Source organism: Corynebacterium sp. NML 150383 (genome assembly GCF_002285085.1).
GTDB classification, from domain to species: Bacteria; Actinomycetota; Actinomycetes; order Mycobacteriales; family Mycobacteriaceae; genus Corynebacterium; species Corynebacterium gottingense.
The window spans coordinates 55,877-76,648 of record NZ_NSGK01000011.1 but is presented as its reverse complement, the minus strand read 5'-3'; the positions used below and the strand labels follow the sequence as shown (position 1 = coordinate 76,648).

The following is a 20,772-nucleotide window of genomic DNA, read 5'->3' as shown; positions in this document are numbered from 1 at the left end:
ATTCGCTACGCCAAGAACTGACTCAAGAAGGATTCGCACAACGTGTTTGGACTTTCCAAGTTGCTCCGCGCCGGTGAAGGGCGCACCGTCAAGCGCTTAGCCAAGATTGCTGACCAGGTCATGGCGCTGGAAGGGGAATACGAGGCCCTGACCGACGAGGAGCTCAAGGCGAAGACCGACGTGCTCAAGCAGCAGGTCGAAGAGGGCGCGTCGCTGGACGACATCCTTGTGGACGCGTTTGCCACCGCCCGCGAGGCGTCGTGGCGCGTGCTGGGGCAGAAGCACTACAAGGTGCAGATTATGGGTGGTGCGGCGCTGCACTTCGGCTCCGTCGCCGAGATGAAGACCGGTGAGGGCAAGACCCTGACCTCGGTGCTGCCCGCATACCTCAACGGCCTGTCCGGCAAGGGCGTGCACATCGTCACGGTCAACGATTACCTGGCCAAGCGTGACGCGGAAATGATGGGCCGTGTGCACCACTTCCTCGGCCTGGACGTGGGCGTGATCCTCTCCGAGATGCGCCCGGACGAGCGCAAGAAGGCCTACGCGGCCGCGATTACGTACGGCACCAACAACGAGCTGGGCTTTGACTACCTGCGCGACAACATGACGCGCTCCATGAACGACATGGTGCAGCGCGGCCACAACTACGCCATCGTGGACGAGGTTGACTCGATCCTCATCGATGAGGCGCGTACACCGTTGATTATTTCCGGCCCCGTCGACGGCTCGAGCCAGTACTACACCGTCTTCGCGCAGCTGGCGCCGCGCATGCGCGAAGGGAAGCACTACGAGGTGGACCACCGCAAGCGCACCATCGGTATTACTGAGGACGGCGTGGAGTTCGTGGAGGACCAGCTGGGCATTACCAACCTCTACGCGCCGGAGCACTCGCAGCTGGTGAGCTACCTCAACAACGCCATCAAGGCGAAGGAGCTCTTCGAGCGCGACAAGGACTACATCGTCCGTCAGGGCGAGGTCATGATCGTGGACGGCTTCACCGGCCGCGTGCTGGCCGGCCGCCGCTACAACGAGGGCATGCACCAGGCCATTGAGGCCAAGGAGCAGGTGGAGATCAAGAACGAGAACCAGACGCTGGCTACCGTCACGCTCCAGAACTACTTCCGCCTGTACGACAAGCTGGCGGGCATGACCGGTACCGCCGAGACCGAGGCGGCCGAGCTGCACCAGATTTACAAGATGGACGTCGTGCAGATCCCGCCGAACCGTCCGAACCAGCGCCAGGACCGCGACGACCTGATCTACAAGACGCAGGAGGCCAAGTTCGCGGCCGTGGCCGAGGACATTGCAGAGCACTCGGAGAAGGGCCAGCCGGTGCTGGTGGGCACCACCTCGGTGGAGCGCTCCGAGTACCTGTCGCAGCTGCTTACCCGCAAGGGCGTGAAGCACAACGTGCTCAACGCGAAGCACCACGAGGAAGAGGGCCGCATCATCGCCGAGGCCGGCCTGCCGGGCCGCGTGACCGTGTCCACCAACATGGCCGGCCGCGGTACGGACATCGTGCTGGGCGGCAACCCGGAAATTCTGCTGGACGCGAAGCTGCAGGCGCAGGGCCTGGACCCGTTTGAGAACGAGGAGGGTTATCAGGAGGCGTGGGACGCACAGCTCCCGGCCGCAAAGGAGCGCTCCAAGCAGCTTGGCGATGAAGTCCGCGCCGCCGGCGGCCTCTACGTGATCGGCACCGAGCGCCACGAGTCGCGCCGCATCGACAACCAGCTGCGCGGCCGCTCCGGCCGCCAGGGTGACCCGGGCGAGACCCGCTTCTACCTCTCCATGCGCGACGAGCTCATGGTGCGCTTCATGGGCCAGTCCATGGAGAACATGATGAACCGCCTCAACGTGCCGGACGACGTGCCGATTGAGGCGAAGATGGTCTCCAACGCCGTGAAGGGCGCGCAGGCCCGCGTGGAGAACCAGAACTTTGAGATGCGCAAGAACGTGCTTAAGTACGACGAGGTGCTCAACGAGCAGCGCAAGGTGGTCTACCGCGAGCGCCAGGAAATCCTGGGCTCCAAGGACATCAAGGACCAGGTCCGCCGCATGATCGATGACACCGTCGGCGCCTACGTCGAGGGAGCCACCATGAACGGTTACGTGGAGGACTGGGACCTGCGCGAGCTGTGGAACGCGCTCGACTCCCTCTACGGCCCGACGGTGTCCTCCGAAGAGCTCGTCGAGGGCTCCACCTACGGCAGCCCGGGTGAGATCAGCGCCTCCGAGCTGCGCCAGGCGCTTATCGACGATGCGCAGGCCCAGTACGACAAGCTCGAGGAGAACGTCGCCGCGATTGGCGGGGAAGACCAGATGCGCAACATCGAGCGTTCCGTGATCCTGCCGATCATCGACACCAAGTGGCGCGAGCACCTCTACGAGATGGACTACCTGAAGGAAGGCATCGGCCTGCGCGCGATGGCGCAGCGTGACCCGCTGGTGGAGTACCAGAAGGAAGGTGGCGACATGTTCGCCGCCATGAACGAGGCCGTCCAGGAGGAGACGGTGCGCCAGCTGTTCCTCATCCGCAAGCAATTCGAGGGGCAGAACGGCACTGAAGGCGCTGACGGTGCTGCGGGCGCAGAGGGCTCCGGCGACGCACCGCAGGGTCAGCAGGCCTAAGTTCCCGTACACTACCGGGAGTGAAGAAAGGAGAGAGGCAATGCAGGGACTGATTATTGATTACGCCGGCGTCCTGGACCAGGACCCGGAGGATGTCGCCCGCTGGCGCGAGCTCATCGCCGAGGTGAAGAAGCAGGAGATCTCCGTCGGCATCCTGTCCAACGAGGAGGCGGACAGCCCGATGGCGGAGGCCATCCGCGAGTGGGAGTTCCGCGGCGACGTGGACGCCGTTGTCCTCTCCGGTGAGGTCGGGGTGGGCAAGCCTGACCGCGCCGCGTTCCAGGCTGCGGCCGACGCCATCGACGTGATCATCAACGACTGCGTGATGATCGACGACGACATTGTCAACGTCCGCGCGGCCGTCGAGTTCGGCATGATCGGCATCCTGCACACCGCATTCGAGCGCACCGCGGTGGAGATCCAGACCCTGTTCGGAGTTGAGGGCGAGTTCTAATGCGCGTCTACATCCCCGCCACCTTCGCCATGCTGGAACAGCTCAACGAGCAGGGCGTCCTGCACGCCCGCAATGGGTGGGGCTTCGCCGCCACCCCGGAGCTCACCGAGTTTTTCAACTCCGGCGACCAGGAAGAGATCGAGGCCATCGCGTTCGATGACGCGGCGCTCGCCTCGATCCGCTTGCTCGCCATCGGCGACGAGGAGCGCTTCCCGCACCGCCGCGTCGTCGTGTCCGCCGACGTTGACGCCACCGGAGAGCCGGACATGGGCGAGTCCGTGGTCAAGGTGTCCGGCCCCGTCGAGCTCAAGGACGTCGCTGCCGTCCACGTGGACGTGCGCGAGGCCGAAGACGCCACGAAGCGGGCCACCGAGCTCATCGACGCCGCCGATCTCGGCGACGAGGACGCCGAGCTGGCCGTGGGCGACGCCCAGGACAACTACATGGCGTTCTTCGACCCCAGCGAGCTACCGTTCCTCATCGAGCTGCTTTAGCTCCCACTCATTATTCGAGTGCAGCGCAGCCAACAGGTTGCGCACCGCCGCCGCCCGCCTGCCCACAGGCGAGTCGGCGGCGAAGTCGTCCCACGCGCACTCCGGGTCCGCGGGCGGGCCCAGGTGGGTGCAGCCGCGCGGGCAAGCGTCTGCGGCCTCGGACAGGTCCGGGAAGACGTCGATGATCTGCTCCGGCTGGACGTGCGCCAGCCCGAACGACCGGATGCCGGGGGTGTCGATGATCCATCCGCCGCCCGGGCCGGTGAGCTCCAGGGCGACGGATTGGGTTGAGGTGTGGCGCCCCTTGCCCACGCCGGAGACGTCGCCGGTCTCGCGCTGAGCGTCCGGCACGATGCGGTTGACCAGGGTGGACTTGCCCACGCCGGAGTGGCCGATGAGGGCGGAGACGTGGGCGTCGAGAAGCTGCTTGAGCGTCGCCAGGTCGTCGTCCGTGCCCGTGCGGAGCACCTGGACGTCCAGGTCGGCGATCTCGCGCTCAAAGTCGGTGGGGTCGTCGAGGTCGGACTTGGTCACGCAGACCACGGGGCGCACCCCGCCGACGAACGCGGCGATGAGAGCGCGCTCGACAAAGCCGGTGCGCGGCGGCGGATCGGCCGCGGCGACGACGATGAGCAAGAGCTCCGCGTTGGCCACGATGATCCGCTCGTAGGGGTCCGTGTCGTCGGCGGTGCGCCGCAGGACGGAGGTGCGGTCGGCGCGTTTGACGATGCGCGCGATCGTGTCCTTCTTGCCCGACGTATCGCCGACGACGCCGACGCGGTCGCCGACCTCCAGGCTCGTGCGCTTGAGCTGGCGGGCGCGGATGCAGTTGACCACCGGGCCGTCGTCGAGGACGACGCCCCAGCGACCGCGGTCCTTGGTGACCACCATGCCGTAGACGGCGTCGTTGTGGCTGGGCCGGTCCTTCGAGCGGGGGCGTTTGCCCTTGCCGGGGCGGACGCGGACGTCGGACTCGTCGTAGTCGGAAAATCGACGGCCCATTAGCCCTCCACCATCGCGGTCCACATATCGGCGAAGCCCGGCAGGGTCTTCGCGGTCGTGGCGATGTTTTCCACCTGCACGCCTTCCACGGCCAGGCCGAGGATCGCGCCGGCGGTGGCCATCCGGTGGTCCTCGTAGGAGTGCCAGGTACCGCCGTGCAGCGTGGCAGGGGAGATGCGCAGCCCGTCCGACAGCTCCTCGCAGGAGCCGCCGAGCCGGTTGATCTCCGTGGTCAGCGCCTCGAGGCGGTTTGTCTCGTGGCCGCGCAGGTGCGCGATGCCGGTGAGCTCGGACGGGGTGGCCGCCAGGGCGGCCAGCGCCGCGACGGTCGGGGTGAGCTCGCCGATGTCGCTCATGTCCAGGCGGATGCCGCGCAGGTTGCCGCGCTGCGGGCCGCGCACCTGGAGGGTGTGGTCGGCGCCGGTGGCGTGCAGCTCGACCTCGCAGCCCATGCGCTCGAGGATGTCGCGGATCACGTCGCCCGGCTGCGTGGTCTGGATCGGCCAGTGCGGCACTGCGGCGACGCCGCCGGTGACGGCCGCGGCGGCGAGGAACGGGGTGGCGTTGGACAGGTCCGGCTCGATGACCCACCGGTTCGGCCGGATTGGTTGCGGCTCGACCTTCCAGGTGTGGGCGGTGGCGGTGGTGTGCACGCCGGCGTCGGCAAGCATGGCCACCGTCATCTCGATGTGGGGCATGGACGGCAAGGTGCTGCCGGAGTGGGTGATGGTTACGCCGCGGTCGAAGCGCGGCGCGGCCAGCAGGAGGCCGGAGACGAACTGGGAGGAACCGGACGCGTCGATGGTCACCGCGCCGCCGTCGGCGTGGCCGGTGCCGTGGACGGTGAAGGGGAGTGCGTCGCCCGCTACGGCGACGCCGAGGTGGCGGAGCGCGTCCAGGATGGTGCCCATGGGGCGGGCCTTGGCTTGCACGTCGCCGTCGAAAAGCACCGGGCCCTGCGCAAACGCGGCGACGGCGGGCACGAACCGCATGACGGTGCCCGCGAGGCCGCAGTCCACCTCTGCGCCGTGGAGTTCGCCGGGCGTGACGCGGATTTCCTCGCCGCTGTGGGTGAACGTGGTGCCCATCGCGGCGAGCGCGGACTCCATGAGTTCCGTGTCTCGCGAGCGCAGCGCGCCGACGACGGTGGACTCGCTGTCGGCGAGCGCGGCGAGGATGAGCGCGCGGTTGGTCATCGACTTCGACCCCGGCACCTGCTGCGTGTGCGAGATGGGGTCGGGCGAAAACGGTGCGGTCCACAGTTCAGTCATGCGGTCCATCATAATAGAGGCATGTGTGGTCGTTTCGTGCTTTTCACCACCGGCGACGAGCTGCTTGACGCCGTCGGCACCCTGCCCGGGGCCGGCACCGTCGACGCCCCCGACGGCACGCCGCCCGCCCGCTACAACATCGCCCCGACCCAGCAGGTGCCGCTCGTGCGCTTCCAGGAGCAGGGGGCGCTTGTCGACGCCGCCCGCTGGGGCCTCCTCCCGTCCTGGAAAAACGACGAAACGGGGCCGCCGTTGTTCAACGCCCGCGCCGAGACCGTGGCCGAAAAACCCTCGTTCCGCTCCGCCTTCAAGTCGCGCCGCGGCCTGATGGTGCTGGACGGGTACTACGAGTGGAAGGGGGAGAAGGGCAGCAAGCAGCCCTACTTCGTCCGGCCCGAGTCCGGCCTGCTGTTCGCCGCGGCCCTGTGGGAGACCGGCCTGGACCGGTTGTCCACCACGATGGTGACAACCGCGGCGGCCGAGAACATGGCGTGGCTGCACCACCGCCTACCGCTGTTCCTGGCCGCAGAAGAGGTGGAGCAGTGGGTGTCCGGCACCCCGGAGGAGGCTGCGGAGCTGCTCGCGCCCTCGCGGGTGGCGGACACGCTGCGCTGGCGAGAGGCGGACCCGGCCGTGGGCAGCGTGCGCAACGAGTACGCGGAGCTGACCGGAGCCGGCGAGCTGACGGACGTGCCCGCGGAGTAGGGGCTTACTGCGCGGCGATGTCGGCGAAGTCCGCGCCGGTGAGGGCGGCGAGGTCCTGCGGGGCGAGCTCCGCGGAGAGCCCGCGTTGGCCGGCGGAGACGATGATGGTGGGGAAGGGGGAGACGGAGGCGTCGATAAGCACTGGCAAACGCTGCAGGGTACCGAGCGGCGAGATGCCCCCGACGACGTAGCCGGTCGCGTGCTGGGCTTTCTTGGGGTCCGCCATCGCCGCTTTTTTCCAGCCGAGTGCTTTGGCGGCGGCCTTGAGGGAGAGGTGGCCGGCGACGGGGACGCAGCACAGCGCCATCTCGCGCTCGTTGGTCTCGTTGCGGACAACGAGCGTCTTGAGCGCGGCGGCGGGGTCCACCCCGAGCTCGTCGACGGAGTGCTCGCCGAAGTGGTCCTGGCTGGCCGCATATTCCAAGATGGTGTGCTCGGTGCCTTCGAGCGCGGCGATCGCGCGCGTGCGTGCAGACATAATTGGTACTCCTTTTGGTTGCTCCCGCCCGATCGTACGCCCGGCGCATTGCCCTACAATGGCGGGCATGCCCGAGACAGACCTGAAATCGCGCTTCACTGATGAAGCCATGCCCCTGCTTGACCAGCTCTATGGGGGCGCGCTACGGATGACGCGGAACCCACAGGACGCCGAGGACCTCGTGCAGGAGACGTACCTGAAGGCCTACAACGCGTTCGATCGGTTCAAGCCGGGCACGAACCTGAAGGCCTGGCTGTACCGGATTATGACCAACACGTATATCAATACGTACCGGAAAAAGCAGCGCCGACCGCTGGTGACCTCGGCGGATGACGTGACGGACAACCAGCTTTATACGTCCAGCTCGCACGAGTCGACGGGGCTGGAATCCGCCGAGGTGGAAGCGCTGAAGCTGATGCCCAATTCGCGGATCTCGCAGGCGCTCAACGAGCTGAACGAGGACTACCGCATGGTCGTGTACTACGCGGACGTTGAGGGGCTGGCGTACAAGGAGATCGCCGAGGTCATGGACATTCCGCTCGGCACGGTGATGAGCCGGCTGCACCGTGGAAGAAAACAGTTGCGCGAGATGTTGAAAGACGTAGCGCGCGATCAGGGCATCGGACTGGATCACGCTGACATGCAGGACAGCGCCAAGAAAAGCGCCAAGAAAGCGGAGGAGAAGTGATGAGCACGCCCGGAAAGCACAACGACGCCGCTGGTCGGAGCCAGGACGGTGCAGGCGGATGCTCGGGGGACTGCAGCGACGTGCACCCGCTGCTGTGCGAGCTGTTCGATCCGGATACTCCACCCGCGCGTGTACTGGAAATTCGCGAGCAGATTGCGGCGTGCCCGCACTGCTTTGGCAGGCTTGAATCGGAGCAGGCCGTGCGCGATCTGGTCCGCGATTGTTGCGGGGAAGCGCGGGCGCCGGAGCCGCTGCGTGACCGGATCATCGCTTCCATCACGTCTGTGAGTTACACAGAAATTCGGTATAACTGACCATCAGCCAGTTTTTATTAATCCCGTGATCGCGCAGGTCACGGGATTTTTTGCGCCTAGATTTTGCTGAAATATGGGGGCATAGTAGTTCTTTGCTTAGAGCGTTCCACAGGTGCAAACGGGGGTGATTTTCGGGGGTGGCGATTGGTGAACAATTGCCGCCCCAGTCGGCTGAGGAAACCTAAGTATTTTTTGCCTAGGTGTTTCCTGATTGGTCTGTCTTAGGAAAACGTTCACTATTCGGAGGAATGTCCAAAAAGTCCAGGTTGCTGGGAATGATAGCTGTGATTGCATGTATAACTATTCTTAGTAGGTATAATATGCAATCTTGTGGGCTGTTGAACAATTCTTATGGTTCTTAAATGTCGGCCGTATTTCGGGGGCGGTTGTAGAACAAATTACGTATGCACGTGACCACAAAGCCCAGCCAGACCCTGATAGCGTGTTGAACAATCAGTAAATAGAACGGGTAAAACGGTAAAAATTCGTAGCTGGATTTACACAGCTTCCCTCTGCATAGTCCTTGTGCATAAACTAAAGCCCGTAAACAATAGAACAGACACGCTGCGGACAGCGCACGGACACCATCCCCGCGACCCGCTGAACCGAGAAGAGGAACCAGTCATGAACGCCATCGCCCGCAAAGCACTTGCCGCCACTTGCGCGCTCGCAGTAATGGTTCCCGCCTTCCGGGTTCCCGCGGAGGCAAAGGTTGTTGACGACCCGAGCGTGGTCACCGTGACCGCCGACGAGGTCGGCCCCTTCTTCCACAACGTCGAGCTGGACAAGGGACGCATCTCCTCCTTTAAGTTCACCGACCCGGCTTCCGTCGGCGGCACCCAGGACTCTTCCTTCTACATCGACTTCCGCTTCGGCGGCCAGAAGCTTGAGATGAGCGGCGCGAACACAAAGGTGCAGACCCGCAAGGACGGCAAGGCTGACGTGATCACGATGCGCAACGAGGACCGCAACCTCGGCGTGCAGTTCACCCGCGAGTTCCGCATCGATGGCAACACGGCCACCGTCCGTACCGAAATCACGAACACCAGCGGCAGCGACTCCTACTACCAGCTGGACATGACCAACCAGATCAACACCGCGCGCGAGCTGCAGGGGTCGTACGAGGATGGCCGCTTCACGGTCGGCCCCGAGGCTCTGGGCTACGATACGGAGATCTCCTTCGATGGCGCGACCTACTCCGGCGCTGCGAGCTCCTTCAACGGCACGACCAACCCGGACGAGGTCGGCTTCGTCGACGAGTCCGGTGCCCAGTTCCAGCGCGGCCGCTGGTTCGACGACATCGCCGCCGGCCAGACCGTCGTTGCAGAGACCACGATGACGATGCGCACCCAGGACGGCGCCGAGGACACCGACGGCGACGGCCTCGCCAACGCGTGGGAGGAGCAGGGGCTCACGCTTAACGACGGCACCGAGCTCCCCCTTAACGCGTGGGGCGCAGATCCGAACCGCCCCGACATTTTCCTGCAGATGAACTGGATGCCGTCCGAATACGAGTCTCTCGGCTGCTTTGACAATCCGCAGCAGGCAGCCTGCGCGGACGCAAACACGAAGAGCTACCGCCCGAGCAACGACATCCTGCAGCAGCTTGTCGACCTTTTTGCGGACCACGACGTGAACCTGCACATCGACGCCGGCGAGTCCTACACCAACATCCCGAACTACTCGGAGCGCCACGGTGGCGTCTACGGCGACTATACGAAGTACTACTTCCAGAACGAGCCGCAGGGCGTCAAGCTCATGGACAACATCGATGAGATGCTGGGCGACCGCTCCGCAGTCTTCCGCAGCGGCATGGTCGGCGACCAGATGGACCCGAGCACCTACTCGGTGGGTGTCTCCACGGTTGGTGACAACGCGTTCTACGTGGCCAACCACGACCGGATGACCACTGACGAGCAGTTCCGCAACACCATCCTCCACGAGCTGGGCCACACCCTCGGCCTGGACCACAACGGCTCCACCAAGTTTGCCAACCAGGTCCCGGACTCCGACTACCTGCCCAACTACTACTCGGTGATGAACTACCTCTACCAGTTCAGCCACTTTGACTATTCCGACCACGAGTCCGTCTCCGGCGGCGAGCTGCCGCAGGAATGCTACAACCCGGGCGCAAACTGCTACACCGGTGACTACCGGGTCCCCGCCGACTGGGACAACCTGATCATCAACACCGGCCACATTGGCAAGCCCGTGGGCACCGTCGGCGTCAAGAGCACGAAGGTTGATGCCGCTGCCGCGAAGACTGCAGCCAAGTACCAGCAGGACCTGACCAAGGCGGAGAAGAACGAGGGCACCGTCGACGTCGAGGTGGCAAGCTCCAACCTCGAGGCGGGCAAGGCCGGCAAAGTCACCCTGAAGGTGAACAACAGGGGTGCGGACCTGAACCGCTACACCGTCCAGGTGGTCACCCCGCACGGCGACGCCTCCAAGGACATCGTCCTCGACGGCGCGCTGACCGACCGCGACGAGGCCACCGTCACCGTGCCGGTGACCGCTGGCGACGCAGCCATCATGCCGCTCGACGTGAAGGTCACCAACCAGAATGGCGAGACCGCCTTCGAAGACCGCTTCGCCGTCGACGTCAAGGCCGGCAAGGCATCCGCGAAATCCGCAGTGATGGCAGGCGCTACCAACGCGCCTGCAAAGACGACCAAGACCGCGAAGTCTCAGGAGGCTGCGGCCGAGACCGCGACGGCGAACCCGACCGTCGAGGCGGCACCGTCCAAGGCGGCGCCGGCGAAGTCGGCACCGGCAAAGTCGAAGGAATCCACCAAGAACGACGACGGCGCAATGACCACGGTGGCGTCGCCGAAGACGCAGGACCAGCCGGAAAAGAAGGAGCTGCACACGGCTTCCGACGACAGCCGTACGGAAGGCGGCCCGAACATCGCCGCCATCATCGTGCCGATCATCGCGATCCTAGCCATTATCGGCGGCGCTGCCGCTGCCCTCGGCTCCGGGGTGCTCGGCTAAGCGTGTTCGGCTAAGCGAGACGGATTGTGCGGAAGGCCTGGCCATGTTGGCCAGGCCTTTGGCGTATCTACGCCAGGGTTTCTCGTGCGCGGAGGCGGAGTTTTCCGGGTTCTGGGGGGGGACTTGAGTTTGGGTGCGGTGCGGCGTCTGTTGGTGGTGCGGCGTTTGCTGGTGCGGTGGCGCGCGGCCAGATGGAGCTAGCTCCGTTTGGGTGACGGGCTGCGCGTCGACCTGGGGGTTTGTTGGTGGTGCGCGGCCAGATGGAGCTAGCTTCGTTTGGATTGCGGGTTGGGAGCCTACCTGGGGTTTTGTTGGTGGCGGCGGGCCAGATGGAGCTAGCTTCGTTTGGCTCGTCACCGTGGGTGAAGCGGCCATCACCGGGTCAGGCGGCACGCCCGGACGCAGTTGCCAAGACAGGCGCCGATGTCACCGATCGACCCCGCGCATGACAACGCCCCCTCGCCGACATTGCGTGAAAGTCGGGGAGGGGGGCGCTGCGCTGTTCTTAAGAGTTAGGACGCTTGCCGCGGTTTGCACTCTTCTTGCGACGGTCCTTGCGCTTACGACCACGCTTGCTCATGGGAGCCTCCTTAGTTCTGTTCGGTTCTGGGCGATCAAAGTTCAGGTACTCCACTTTATCGCTCGGACGTGCCTACAGGGAAATTGTCCCTGCTTCACGGGGATGTACGCCCGGGCGACGCGATGCGTGATGCGGAGTGGGGGGAGTTCGCGTTACGCGGACAGGCGGGCGCGGTTGCGAGCCAGTGCCTTGTTGCGACGCTTGATGGCGCGGCGCTCCTCCTCGGACAGGCCGCCCCACACGCCTGCGTCCTGGCCGGTCTCCAGGGCCCACTTCAGGCACTGGGAGGTGACGGGGCAGCGGTTGCAGACCATCTTGGCCTGGGCGATCTGGGACAGAGCCGGGCCGGAGTTACCGACGGGGAAGAACAGTTCCGGGTCCTCGTCGCGGCAAATTGCTTCGTGGCGCCAATCCATGATGAAATACTCCTTACATAAGCGTTGAACAGGTTTCGCGCACACCACTTCTTCGCCTCTTCGCGGGAGGCGAGTTGCAAACTAAGTTTGATTCCAGGTTCCGGGCGGTGTTCCCTTCGGTGGGATCCGGCGGCCGGTTTCCCTGGCGTTAACCCTGTGGTGTCTTGGGGTTAAGGGCTGTGTTACCAGCCCGTTGTTTTTGCTACCTGAGAATAATGGCACGAATTGCCAATGTGCGCTAGGGGTAAAGGCCGAAATGTGACACTAATCATATGAATTTTTCCCCTCCGGGCAATTCATATTGGGATTTCCAACGAATTTGGGAACGCATCATCAACGGTTTGAACTGCGGAAATGGGAATTTTCGCGCACGCACACGCGGGTGGGAAGGTCAAATCAAGAATCTGTGATTCCGCCCTGATTCTTCCGCGGTGGCTGTGACGGTGCTGCTACTGCACCCGGTTATGTCGCGGTGAAGTCGACCGCAAAGTGACGGTTAGACTAACAAGACGTGACTGAAAAGAAATCCCGCTCTCCTCGTCAACCACGCCCGCCAATGGACCTGGAAACGGCACGGCGTGCCTCCGCAGTGGTTCCGCCCATCATGCGGTTCGGCGCCGTCGTCGTCCTCGTCCAATGCCTCGCCATGTTTGTGTACGCGGGCAGCCTCCTTGTCGCCCAGGTCCGCGGGGTGCAGGACAGCTCGCTGGAGTCCGATTCCGCAGCGACGCACTTCGTCCCCCTCGGCACTGCGGTCTTCCTGCTCATCATCTTCGGCTTTGTCGCGTTCGTGGCCGTCCGCACGCTGCAGGGCCGGCCGCGCAGCACGGGCGCAATCGTCTTGATCCAGGCGATCCTCATCGGTGTCGCCTTCTATATGGTGACCGGCGGCGCGGTCGCCCTGGGCATCGTTACCGGCATCTCCGCCGCACTCGTGTTGTTCACCGTGTTCCACCCGCAGACGGCGCAGTACAACGAAGCCCGTTACGAGCTGCGCAAAGCAGAGCGCTAATCGACGCCCCGGTGCCCGCGACTACTCGGCGCTGAGCGCGACGATCTCGTCGCCGCGCTTTTCCACCACGGTGGCGCCCGCGGAGTCGATGGAGATCGGCCCGTTGTAGTCGCCGCGGTCCACGGGGATGATCTTCTCCACGGAGTTTTTGTCCCAGTTGATGACCGCGACACCGGAATCCGAGGCGTAGAGGAGGCGGTCGTCGGCGGCAAAGCCGGTGCCCTTCGCGCCCTGGAACACGCCGGTGACGTTGAGCTCGGCGGGGTCCAGGAGCAGAAGGTAGTCGCCCACGTGGTACGTCATGTGGTGGGGGAGGTCGTGGACGGGGAGGATGCGGGTGGCGTCGTCAAGCTGCTCAGGCTCTGGCAGCTCCGGGACCTCCGAGACCTTGAGCTCCTTGCCGTCCTTGTTGTAGGAGCGTACTTCTGAAGACTGCGGGTCGTAGATCGCGGCGGCGTCCTGGGAGATACCGACGAGGTAGGCGCCCTCGGGGAGCTCGACGGAGCCGTTCATCTCCGGGGAGCGGGAGTCCTCCGGGGTGGCGTTTTGGAAGCGGAGGAATGTGCCGCCGTCGCACACCTCGGTGACGGCGAGGAGCTCGGTACGGGTGAGCGCCGACGTGATCGGGCACTCGTTGGGCTGCATGTCGGGCTCCTGCGGGGCCTCGATGGTGCCGTACTCCACGGTGCGCACCAGGTCAGAGCGCCACAGCTCGACGTGCTGCGAACTGACGTACCCGACGCGGTCGTTGGAGGAGACGTTCGCCACCTGGTCGGGGCCTGGGGCGGAGCGTGTCGACGCGTACTCGCCGGTCTTCGCGTCAATCCCCACGACGTCGCCGCAGCCGCCATTGCCGCGGTAGTCCGCAACCACCTTGTCCCACGCCCCGGCGAGCGTGCACAGCTCCTTGTCGCGAGTGTACGTCCAGGCGGTGTCGCCCTCCGGGGTGGTGGCGGTGATGGTGTGGTCGTTGTACGTGATGATGAGGCCGTTGACCACCAGCGGAGCCGAGTTGGGGGAGGAGTCGGGCAGGCGGAACGACTCGGTGAGCGACTCCGGCACGACCGCCAACTGGCCGTAGTCCTCCTGCTGCTCGGCAGCCGGGGTGAGCTCAGAGGAGCGAATCGGCGCGGTGAAGAACGCTGTGGCCAGGAGGCCTGCCGATACGGCGGTTATGACACCGGTGGCGATCAGATCGCCCCGGGTACGTCGCAACGGTCTATTCAACGCCGGTTCCTTCCCTGCTTTTTCTGGCTCTTTTCCGCTGGCCGTTTTGGCCGCGCCCCGAGAACTTTACGCGGGTGGCCCACGGTTGGTGCAGCCGAGTCCGGAATGTCCAGCGCCTCGAACAGCTCCGGGGAGGTGGAAAACCAGGTGGGCAGCTCCTTCTTGCCTAGCGAGAGCTCGGAATCGATGAGTTCCCACTTGTGTTGCTCGTCGAACCCGACCAGGGTGACCGCCGTGCCGGAGTGGCCGGCGCGCCCGGTGCGTCCGATGCGGTGGACGTACGTCATCGGGTCATCAGGGGTCTGGTAGTTCACCACGTGCGTGACGTCGTCGACGTCGATGCCGCGGGCTGCGACGTCTGTGGCCACGAGGATCTCCACCTCGCCGGTGCGGAACGCGTCGAGTGACTTCTGCCGCGCCTCCTGGCGAAGGTCACCGTGGACGGTGCCGACAGGGAAGCCGCGCTGCGCCAGGTCCTCGGCGACCTCGGCGGCGGTGCGCTTCGTACGCGCGAAAATAATGGTGCGACCGCGGTGCGGGGCCTGCAGGAGACGTGCAAGGACTTCCGGCTTGTCCATCCGGTGGGAGCGGAACACCACCTGTTTCGTGCTCGTATGGGTGGCCGACGCGTTCGGTGCCTCGGCGCGGATGTGCACGGGGGTGCGCATCATCGACCGGGCGAGCGTGAGGATCGGCGCCGGCATCGTCGCGGAAAAGAGCATGGTTTGGATCTGTTGCGGCAGCGCCGACCAGAGCTTCTGGATGTCGGGAAGGAAGCCCATGTCCAGCATCTCGTCGGCCTCGTCGAGCACGAGGATGGCCACCTGACTCAGCGAGAGGTCGCCGCGCTGCAGGAGGTCGAGCAGGCGACCCGGGGTGCCGACGATGACGTCCACGCCGGCGTCGATAGCCGCGAGCTGCTCCTCATACGGCCTGCCGCCGTAGATTGTGGCGACACGGACCGGGGTGTGTATGGAGGCGCGCTCGAGGTCCTCGCCGACCTGGGCGGCGAGCTCGCGCGTGGGCACGACGACGAGGGCGCGCGGCGTGCCGTCGAGTTCCGCAATCGCGGCGTCATCAAACACGCGGTCCAGCAGGGGGATGCCGAAGGCGTAGGTCTTGCCCATGCCGGTGCGGGCCTGCCCGATGAGGTCGCGCCCGTCGAGCGCGAGCGGGATGGCCAGCTCCTGGATGGAGAAGGTCCGCTCGATGCCCTGCTCCGCCAACGCGTCGAGCAGCTCGGCGGCGACACCGAGTTCCTCGAATGTCGGGGCGGGGCGGTGTTCACTCTCAGCTGATCTAGGCACACGCTCATCTTAGCTTGAGGCCGTTACAATAGGGCCACCGCTTAACAACGAGCCGGTACAAGCAAAACTACTAGTGAAGGAACGTGACCCGCTTTTATGGACATCAAGTTTGGTCTGGCCGACACCGCGCGCGAACTCGTGATCAAGCTGCCGGAAGGGCAGGAGGACATCCTCAGCGTGGTTGAACAGGCGATTGAGTCCGGGCAGTCGACCCTGAAGGTGGTGGATGAGAAGGAGCGTACCTACCTCATCCGCACGGACCGGATCGCGTACGTGGAGCAGGGCTCGACCACCGCGCGCTCTGTCGGCTTCATGCGATAGATTGAGAGGTTATGACGACGAGGCAGAGCAACGCCGAGTGGCCCGACGCGAACGACCGGCGCGATGTGGACGCAAACGCCAACGCGGAGGACTTCTTCGGTGAGTGGGATGGCGACGATGACGGCGGCGAAGGCCGCCTCGTCCGCTTTGCCCGCGAGTACGGGTGGCGTGCCTACGCAATCCCGGTCCTCGCGGTCCTGACGCTGCTCGTCGTAGTGAACATGTTCCAAAACCCGGGCTCTCCCGTGGTGGACGCTGCCGGATCGGAGGGGCACTCCGAGCGCGGAATTGGCGCCGCGGGCCAGGATTCGAGCAGCGGCGAGGGCGGCGTTGAGGGCGACGTCGAGCGCAAGCCCGCCGAACTGCCGGAGGGGGAGCAGAACGCGTTGGAGCTGCCGCCGGGTGGACCGATCGCGGAGGCCGGAGAGGGCACGTACCGCGAGGTGGGTGCGCCGGGCGCCAACGGGGGCAAGGGCGACGAGCTGACGCTGCGCTACGTCGTCGAGGTGGAAAACGGGGTGGATACCAACCCGTACGGCGGCGACCAAGCCGTCGCTGAAATGGTGGACGCGACGCTGCTGGATCCGCGCAGCTGGACCAACGACTCGCGCTTCCGCTTCGAGCACGTCTCCGGCGCTGACAACCCGGACGTGAAGATCCGCCTTACCTCCTTGAACACCGCTAAGGAGATGTGCGGCATGGAGCTGGACATGGAAACGAGTTGCCGGACCATGATCACGGGGGATGACACCGTCGTGCTCAATGAGGCCCGCTGGGTGCGCGGCGCAGCGCCGTTCGAGGGCGACCTGGGCCGCTACCGCCAGTACCTGATCAACCACGAGGTGGGGCACGCTCTTGGTTTCGCATCGCACGAGCCGTGCCCGGCGGATGGCGCCCTCGCGCCGGTGATGATGCAGCAGACCCTGAGCCTGAACAACGGCCAGCTGCACTCCTTTGACCCGGAAGAGGTCTACCCGGATAACCCGGACACGTGCCTGGCCAACCCGTGGCCCTACCCGCGCCCTGCGGCGAGCTAGGGGGGCGCCTTGATTCCGGAGCACGTACTTTCCGCCTTCCAGTTGGAGGGGCGCGGTGAGCCGACCTCGCCCGCGTGGGACAACGGCCTGCGCTTCGGCCACGTTGTCGTGGCTCGCGCGACGCAGACCGCCGCCTGGTCGGGCAAGGTGCGCGACAAGCTGGGCGATTCGCTCGGCGGCGTCCGCTTCGCGCGACCGGTGCGCTCCACCGACGGCCGCCTCGTGGTCAACGGGTTTTGCGCCAACGAGTTCGCGCCGGGGGAGCCGGCAGCGCGCGTCGATGAGGCGATCGCTGCGGCGTTGCTTATCGACGCCCCACTGACCCAGTTCAACGCCCCACCCGCACCCCGCGACGATGCATGGGCGGAGGCGGACCGCGCGGCCTGGCGAGGCTTCGACCTGGACCCCGCGGAGAACCAGCTGGTTACTGCCCATATCGATTTCCTCGCCTGCTGCCTGTTTTCCGGCACGGATGCGCCGGTGGTGACGGAGCTGGTGCCCTCGGTGAGCCCGCGCCCCCGCGGGTATACCGCCGCGCTGACGATGGTGGACGGCCTGCTCGCCGGGGCGGTGGATGACGGCGTGGTGTCGCGCTGGGCACACATCCCCGACGTGGGGTTCTTGGCGGAGCGGGCGCTCGAGTTCCGCGAAATCGCAGCCCGCACCGCGGGAGCGAACATAGGTTCGAGGGTTTCGTGGGTGCGTGAGGTCCTCGTGTCCGCCTAGCCTGGCAGACTAGGGCGCATGCCAACCCCACGCACCGAACCGATGACTCCCGCCGCGCGGATCCCCCGCGCGCGCCTTGTCCCGCGCCGCCGCACGACCACGCAGCGCTCGTGGCCCGTCACGCTTCCGGCGAGCGGGCTGTGGAAGGTCACCGGCGAGGCCGGCTCCGGCGTGTCCAGCTTCCTAGTGGATACGGCGGTGGCCGCGGCGCTTCGGCTGGCCGAGCAAGGCGGGGACGCCAGCGGCGTCGTCGTGGTCACGGACTCCAAGGAGGCGGCGGCCCGGCTTCGCGCGGAGATCTCCGACCGGCTCGCGCGCAGCGGGTTTGTCGCCAGCGAGCCGATGGTGCGCTCCGTCCACTCGCTCGCGTTCGCGGTGCTGCGGCAGCGCTTCGACGAGGAGATCCGCCTGATCTCCGGCGCCGAGCAGGACGCCGTGATCCGCGAACTTCTTGCCGGCCAGGTGGAGGACGTACGCGGCACCTGGCCCGAGGAGCTGCGCCCCGCGATGGGCATGCTCGGCTTTGCCCGACAGCTGCGCGATGTGCTCCTGCGCTCGGTCGAGCGCGGGCTCACCGCCGACGAGCTGCGCGGACTCGGCGAGCGCTACGACGTGCCCATCTGGTGCGCCTCCGCCGACTTCCTGCGCGAGTACCAGCAGGTCATGGCGCTCACCCCGGCCACCAGATTCTCCGCGTCCGAGCTGGTCAGCGAGGTCCTGCGCGGGGAGGTGCCTAGGTGGGACGCAGTGCTTGTCGACGATGCCCAGCACCTCGCCCCCGCCCCCGCCGAATTCGTGCGGCGGCTCCTTTCCGGCGCAGACCTCGGCGTGGTCGGGGGAGACGTCGCCCAGTCCATCTTCCACTTCCGCGGCGCCTCCCCGCGCTTCTTCCACGACCTGGGCGGTCTCGACCACCAGGTGATCGACCTGGGGGAGTCGCGCCGCGACCCCGAGCGGCGCGTGGCCGTCACGCGGAGCGACGCCGCCCAGCACGCCGCGGTGGCGGACGCCCTGCGCCGCGCGCACCTGGAGGACGGGGTGGCCTACCGGGACATGGCCGTCGTGGTGCGTTCCACGCCGATGCTGGAGCCGGTGCGCCGCGCGCTGCTGCACGCCGGGGTGCCGGTGATGCTCAACCCCACCGACGTGGTGCTCGGGGAGCAGCGCATCGTCGCGGCCCTGCTCACCGGCCTGCGCGCGCTAGACCAGGAGCTCACCCCCGCGCAGTGGCGCGACTTCCTGCTCGGCCCCGTCGGCGGCGCCGACCCCGTCACCCTGCGCCGCCTGTTGCGCGGCCTGCGCCGCTGGGAACCCGAGGTGCGCGCGGAGGAGAGTCTGCGCCGCCTGCTGCTCAGCCCTGCGGAGCTGCCGGACTTCGGCCCCGTGCTCACGGACCGCGAGCTCTCGATCCTCACGCGCGTGCGGCGGGTGCTCGACGCCGCCAGGCGCGCGCAGGCGGACGGCGGCAGCGTGGAGGAGGTGCTCTGGGCGCTCTGGCACGCGACCGGGCTGTCGGACCACCTGCTCGCGGTCGCCCTGCGCGGCGGGGCGAGCGGCTCGCAGGCGGACCGGGACTTGGACGCGGTCATGGCGCTTTTCGACGCCGCCGGCGACTTCACCGAGCGCCGCGCAGCAGCAGGAGTGGACTCGTTCGTGGCGGACATCGACGCGCAGGAGCTGCCGACGGGCGTGCGCGACCGCCGCAGCGCGGCGCCCGACGCAGTGGCGCTGCTCACCGCGCACGGCGTGGCGGGCCGCGAGTTCGCGCGCGTCATCGTGGCCGGTGTGCAGGAGAACTCGTGGCCGAGCCTGGGAGAAACCGGCTCGCTCTTCCGCCAGGAGGACCTCATGGACCTGCTGGACAACGGGGTCGAGCCGAACGTGCCGATCTCGCGGACGGCCGAGCGCCTGGCCGAGGAGCGCCGCCTGTTCTGGGTGGCGGTCACGCGCGCGACGGATCGCGTTCTCGTCACCGCGGTGGACGATCAGGACGGCGACGAGCTGATCGTCCCCTCGCGGTTCATCGAGGAGTACTGTCGCGACTTCGACATCGAGGCCCAGGAGGTGGAGCTCGCCCGAGAGACCAGCGGGGTCGGGGGCGACGCGGAGCCGGAGGCGCGGGTGCGCCTGCTCGCCCGGGACGAGATCGTCGCGGAGCTGCGCCGGGCGCTCGCCTCGCCCGAAAGCAGCGAGGTCGTGCGGGAACAGGCGGTGCGCCAGCTGGCGCGGCTGGCCCGAGCCGGTGTGCCCGGGGCTGATCCTGGGCAGTGGTGGGGGATCGGAGGGGCGTCGGTAAGCACTGCCCTGGCGGAGGCGATGACGCTGTCACCGTCGCGCATCGAGCGGCTACTGCAGTGCCCGATGCGCGAGGTGCTTGAGCGGATGGTTGGGCTGGATGACAACCTGGCGATGATTTACGGGTCGATGGCGCACGCGTACCTGGAGGCGCTGGGGCGCGGCGTGGACGAGGCGGCGGTGCGCGCGGCGGCCGTGGCGGCGCGGCGCGACGCCGAGGACGGGCCGGCGTGGAAGGCGGAGCGCGACGTGGCTGACTTCGAGGCGATGCTGGAGCGGACCGCGCAGTGGCTGGAGGAATCCAGAAGCGCGTTTACCCAGGTTGGGGTGGAGATCCCGGTGAGCGTGGACGTGGGCGATACGGTGCGCATCGCCGGGCGGCTGGACAGGCTCGAGCGCGAGGACTCCGGGAAGGTCCACATCGTGGACTTGAAGACGGGCAGCGCGGTGCCAACGAACGCCGACACGGCCGAGAACATGCAGCTCGCCGCCTACCAGCTGGCGCTGTCGCGGGGGCGGATCGACGGGAACGCCGTCACCACCGCGCGCGACGGCGACGAGCCGCTGGAGGTTGGCGGGGCCGTGCTGGTCTACCCGAATGCGGACAAATCGAAGCGTGCCACCCGCGAGCAGGCACCAAAAACGCCCGAGGAGCTGGACGCGCTCACACAGCTGTTGGAGCCGCTGCCGGCGGCGCTGGCGGGGCCCGAGCTGCGCGCCGTGGCCGGGCCGCATTGTGAGCGCTGCGCGGTGCGCGCCCTGTGCCCAGTACAACCGGAAGGAGAGGTGGTCACCCGTGTCGCAGACAACGCCTGAT

19 protein-coding genes are annotated in these 20,772 nt (G+C 66.5%); 12 read left to right on the top strand and 7 right to left on the bottom strand.

What is annotated here, in order from left to right; all coding sequences use genetic code 11:
* Positions 1-42: 42 nt before the first annotated feature.
* Genes secA through CKJ85_RS10280 form a run of 3 tightly spaced genes read left to right on the top strand, consistent with a single transcriptional unit; the run spans position 43 to position 3,582 of the window.
* On the top strand, positions 43-2,634 hold the full coding sequence (gene secA / locus CKJ85_RS10290; protein WP_095536394.1) for a preprotein translocase subunit SecA: 2,592 nt from the start codon (positions 43-45) through the stop codon (positions 2,632-2,634).
* Positions 2,635-2,674: 40 nt separating this feature from the next.
* Entirely contained in the window at positions 2,675-3,088 is a 414-nt protein-coding gene (locus tag CKJ85_RS10285; protein WP_095536393.1) for an HAD family hydrolase, read from the top strand.
* Entirely contained in the window at positions 3,088-3,582 is a 495-nt protein-coding gene (locus tag CKJ85_RS10280; protein WP_095536392.1) for a hypothetical protein, read from the top strand. Before CKJ85_RS10285 ends, CKJ85_RS10280 begins: the two co-directional genes overlap by 1 nt.
* Here the strand turns inward: CKJ85_RS10280 and rsgA are convergent.
* Both rsgA and aroA read right to left on the bottom strand, forming a co-directional pair.
* Positions 3,556-4,584, bottom strand: a complete 1,029-nt coding sequence (rsgA, locus tag CKJ85_RS10275; protein ID WP_095536391.1) for a ribosome small subunit-dependent GTPase A — start codon at positions 4,582-4,584, stop codon at positions 3,556-3,558. The two genes, CKJ85_RS10280 and rsgA, sit on opposite strands and share 27 nt — an antisense overlap.
* Positions 4,584-5,864 carry a 3-phosphoshikimate 1-carboxyvinyltransferase gene (gene aroA / locus CKJ85_RS10270; protein WP_233127038.1) on the bottom strand — a complete coding sequence of 427 codons (1,281 nt, stop codon included), beginning with the start codon at positions 5,862-5,864 and terminating at the stop codon, positions 4,584-4,586. Before aroA ends, rsgA begins: the two co-directional genes overlap by 1 nt.
* A 12-nt stretch (positions 5,865-5,876) precedes the next feature.
* Here aroA and CKJ85_RS10265 point away from each other — a divergent pair, with 12 nt between their 5' ends.
* Entirely contained in the window at positions 5,877-6,560 is a 684-nt protein-coding gene (locus CKJ85_RS10265; protein WP_095554252.1) for an SOS response-associated peptidase, read from the top strand.
* Between the two features lie 4 nt (positions 6,561-6,564).
* Here the strand turns inward: CKJ85_RS10265 and CKJ85_RS10260 are convergent, their stop codons facing one another.
* Positions 6,565-7,038 (bottom strand): aminoacyl-tRNA deacylase, encoded by a 474-nt coding sequence (locus CKJ85_RS10260; RefSeq protein WP_095537115.1) that lies wholly within the window; start codon positions 7,036-7,038, stop codon positions 6,565-6,567.
* Positions 7,039-7,105: 67 nt separating this feature from the next.
* Between CKJ85_RS10260 and CKJ85_RS10255 the strand changes: the two genes are divergently transcribed.
* From CKJ85_RS10255 to CKJ85_RS10245, 3 genes are all read left to right on the top strand, one after another.
* Positions 7,106-7,726 (top strand): sigma-70 family RNA polymerase sigma factor, encoded by a 621-nt coding sequence (locus CKJ85_RS10255; RefSeq protein WP_095537253.1) that lies wholly within the window; start codon positions 7,106-7,108, stop codon positions 7,724-7,726.
* Positions 7,726-8,040 carry a mycothiol system anti-sigma-R factor gene (locus tag CKJ85_RS10250; protein ID WP_143340196.1) on the top strand — a complete coding sequence of 105 codons (315 nt, stop codon included), beginning with the start codon at positions 7,726-7,728 and terminating at the stop codon, positions 8,038-8,040. The genes CKJ85_RS10255 and CKJ85_RS10250 overlap by 1 nt, the downstream gene beginning before the upstream one ends.
* A gap of 624 nt (positions 8,041-8,664) precedes the next feature.
* On the top strand, positions 8,665-11,034 hold the full coding sequence (locus CKJ85_RS10245) for a hypothetical protein (protein WP_095554251.1): 2,370 nt from the start codon (positions 8,665-8,667) through the stop codon (positions 11,032-11,034).
* 505 nt (positions 11,035-11,539) lie between these two features.
* Here CKJ85_RS10245 and CKJ85_RS12405 read toward each other — a convergent pair.
* Positions 11,540-11,614, bottom strand: coding sequence for a 50S ribosomal protein bL37 (locus tag CKJ85_RS12405; protein WP_095066802.1), 75 nt, complete (start codon positions 11,612-11,614; stop codon positions 11,540-11,542).
* A 152-nt stretch (positions 11,615-11,766) separates the two neighbouring features.
* Complete coding sequence (locus CKJ85_RS10235; protein ID WP_095278793.1) at positions 11,767-12,030, bottom strand: WhiB family transcriptional regulator; 264 nt, start codon at positions 12,028-12,030, stop codon at positions 11,767-11,769.
* Positions 12,031-12,541: 511 nt separating this feature from the next.
* Between CKJ85_RS10235 and CKJ85_RS10230 the strand changes: the two genes are divergently transcribed.
* Positions 12,542-13,042 (top strand): hypothetical protein, encoded by a 501-nt coding sequence (locus tag CKJ85_RS10230; RefSeq protein WP_233125489.1) that lies wholly within the window; start codon positions 12,542-12,544, stop codon positions 13,040-13,042.
* A 21-nt stretch (positions 13,043-13,063) separates the two neighbouring features.
* Here the strand turns inward: CKJ85_RS10230 and CKJ85_RS10225 are convergent, their stop codons facing one another.
* Together CKJ85_RS10225 and CKJ85_RS10220 are read right to left on the bottom strand one after the other, a co-directional pair.
* A complete protein-coding gene (locus CKJ85_RS10225) occupies positions 13,064-14,269 on the bottom strand; it encodes a hypothetical protein (protein ID WP_095536386.1) in 1,206 nt (401 codons plus the stop codon).
* Positions 14,266-15,576, bottom strand: a complete 1,311-nt coding sequence (locus tag CKJ85_RS10220; protein ID WP_095546053.1) for a DEAD/DEAH box helicase — start codon at positions 15,574-15,576, stop codon at positions 14,266-14,268. Before CKJ85_RS10220 ends, CKJ85_RS10225 begins: the two co-directional genes overlap by 4 nt.
* A 96-nt stretch (positions 15,577-15,672) precedes the next feature.
* On the opposite strand from CKJ85_RS10220, the gene CKJ85_RS10215 reads away from it, so the two are divergent.
* Genes CKJ85_RS10215 through CKJ85_RS10200 form a run of 4 tightly spaced genes read left to right on the top strand, consistent with a single transcriptional unit; the run spans position 15,673 to position 20,771 of the window.
* Positions 15,673-15,897 carry a DUF3107 domain-containing protein gene (locus CKJ85_RS10215; protein WP_095278790.1) on the top strand — a complete coding sequence of 75 codons (225 nt, stop codon included), beginning with the start codon at positions 15,673-15,675 and terminating at the stop codon, positions 15,895-15,897.
* Between the two features lie 11 nt (positions 15,898-15,908).
* Positions 15,909-16,934, top strand: a complete 1,026-nt coding sequence (locus tag CKJ85_RS10210) for a DUF3152 domain-containing protein (protein WP_095546052.1) — start codon at positions 15,909-15,911, stop codon at positions 16,932-16,934.
* A gap of 9 nt (positions 16,935-16,943) precedes the next feature.
* On the top strand, positions 16,944-17,660 hold the full coding sequence (locus CKJ85_RS10205) for a hypothetical protein (RefSeq protein WP_095537111.1): 717 nt from the start codon (positions 16,944-16,946) through the stop codon (positions 17,658-17,660).
* An 18-nt stretch (positions 17,661-17,678) separates the two neighbouring features.
* Positions 17,679-20,771, top strand: a complete 3,093-nt coding sequence (locus CKJ85_RS10200) for an ATP-dependent DNA helicase (RefSeq protein WP_233127037.1) — start codon at positions 17,679-17,681, stop codon at positions 20,769-20,771.
* The last annotated feature ends 1 nt before the right edge of the window (position 20,772 follow it).

What these genes read in the sequence shown, in the direction of transcription:
- CKJ85_RS10285 (WP_095536393.1), top strand. Translation starts at nt 2,675, where the DNA reads ATGCAGGGACTGATTATTGATTACGCCGGCGTCCTGGACCAGGACCCG.
- CKJ85_RS10280 (WP_095536392.1), top strand. Translation starts at nt 3,088, where the DNA reads ATGCGCGTCTACATCCCCGCCACCTTCGCCATGCTGGAACAGCTCAAC.
- rsgA (WP_095536391.1), bottom strand. Translation starts at nt 4,584, where the DNA reads ATGGGCCGTCGATTTTCCGACTACGACGAGTCCGACGTCCGCGTCCGC.
- aroA (WP_233127038.1), bottom strand. Translation starts at nt 5,864, where the DNA reads ATGGACCGCATGACTGAACTGTGGACCGCACCGTTTTCGCCCGACCCC.
- CKJ85_RS10265 (WP_095554252.1), top strand. Translation starts at nt 5,877, where the DNA reads ATGTGTGGTCGTTTCGTGCTTTTCACCACCGGCGACGAGCTGCTTGAC.
- CKJ85_RS10260 (WP_095537115.1), bottom strand. Translation starts at nt 7,038, where the DNA reads ATGTCTGCACGCACGCGCGCGATCGCCGCGCTCGAAGGCACCGAGCAC.
- CKJ85_RS10255 (WP_095537253.1), top strand. Translation starts at nt 7,106, where the DNA reads ATGCCCGAGACAGACCTGAAATCGCGCTTCACTGATGAAGCCATGCCC.
- CKJ85_RS10250 (WP_143340196.1), top strand. Translation starts at nt 7,726, where the DNA reads ATGAGCACGCCCGGAAAGCACAACGACGCCGCTGGTCGGAGCCAGGAC.
- CKJ85_RS10245 (WP_095554251.1), top strand. Translation starts at nt 8,665, where the DNA reads ATGAACGCCATCGCCCGCAAAGCACTTGCCGCCACTTGCGCGCTCGCA.
- CKJ85_RS10235 (WP_095278793.1), bottom strand. Translation starts at nt 12,030, where the DNA reads ATGGATTGGCGCCACGAAGCAATTTGCCGCGACGAGGACCCGGAACTG.
- CKJ85_RS10215 (WP_095278790.1), top strand. Translation starts at nt 15,673, where the DNA reads ATGGACATCAAGTTTGGTCTGGCCGACACCGCGCGCGAACTCGTGATC.
- CKJ85_RS10210 (WP_095546052.1), top strand. Translation starts at nt 15,909, where the DNA reads ATGACGACGAGGCAGAGCAACGCCGAGTGGCCCGACGCGAACGACCGG.
- CKJ85_RS10200 (WP_233127037.1), top strand. Translation starts at nt 17,679, where the DNA reads ATGCCAACCCCACGCACCGAACCGATGACTCCCGCCGCGCGGATCCCC.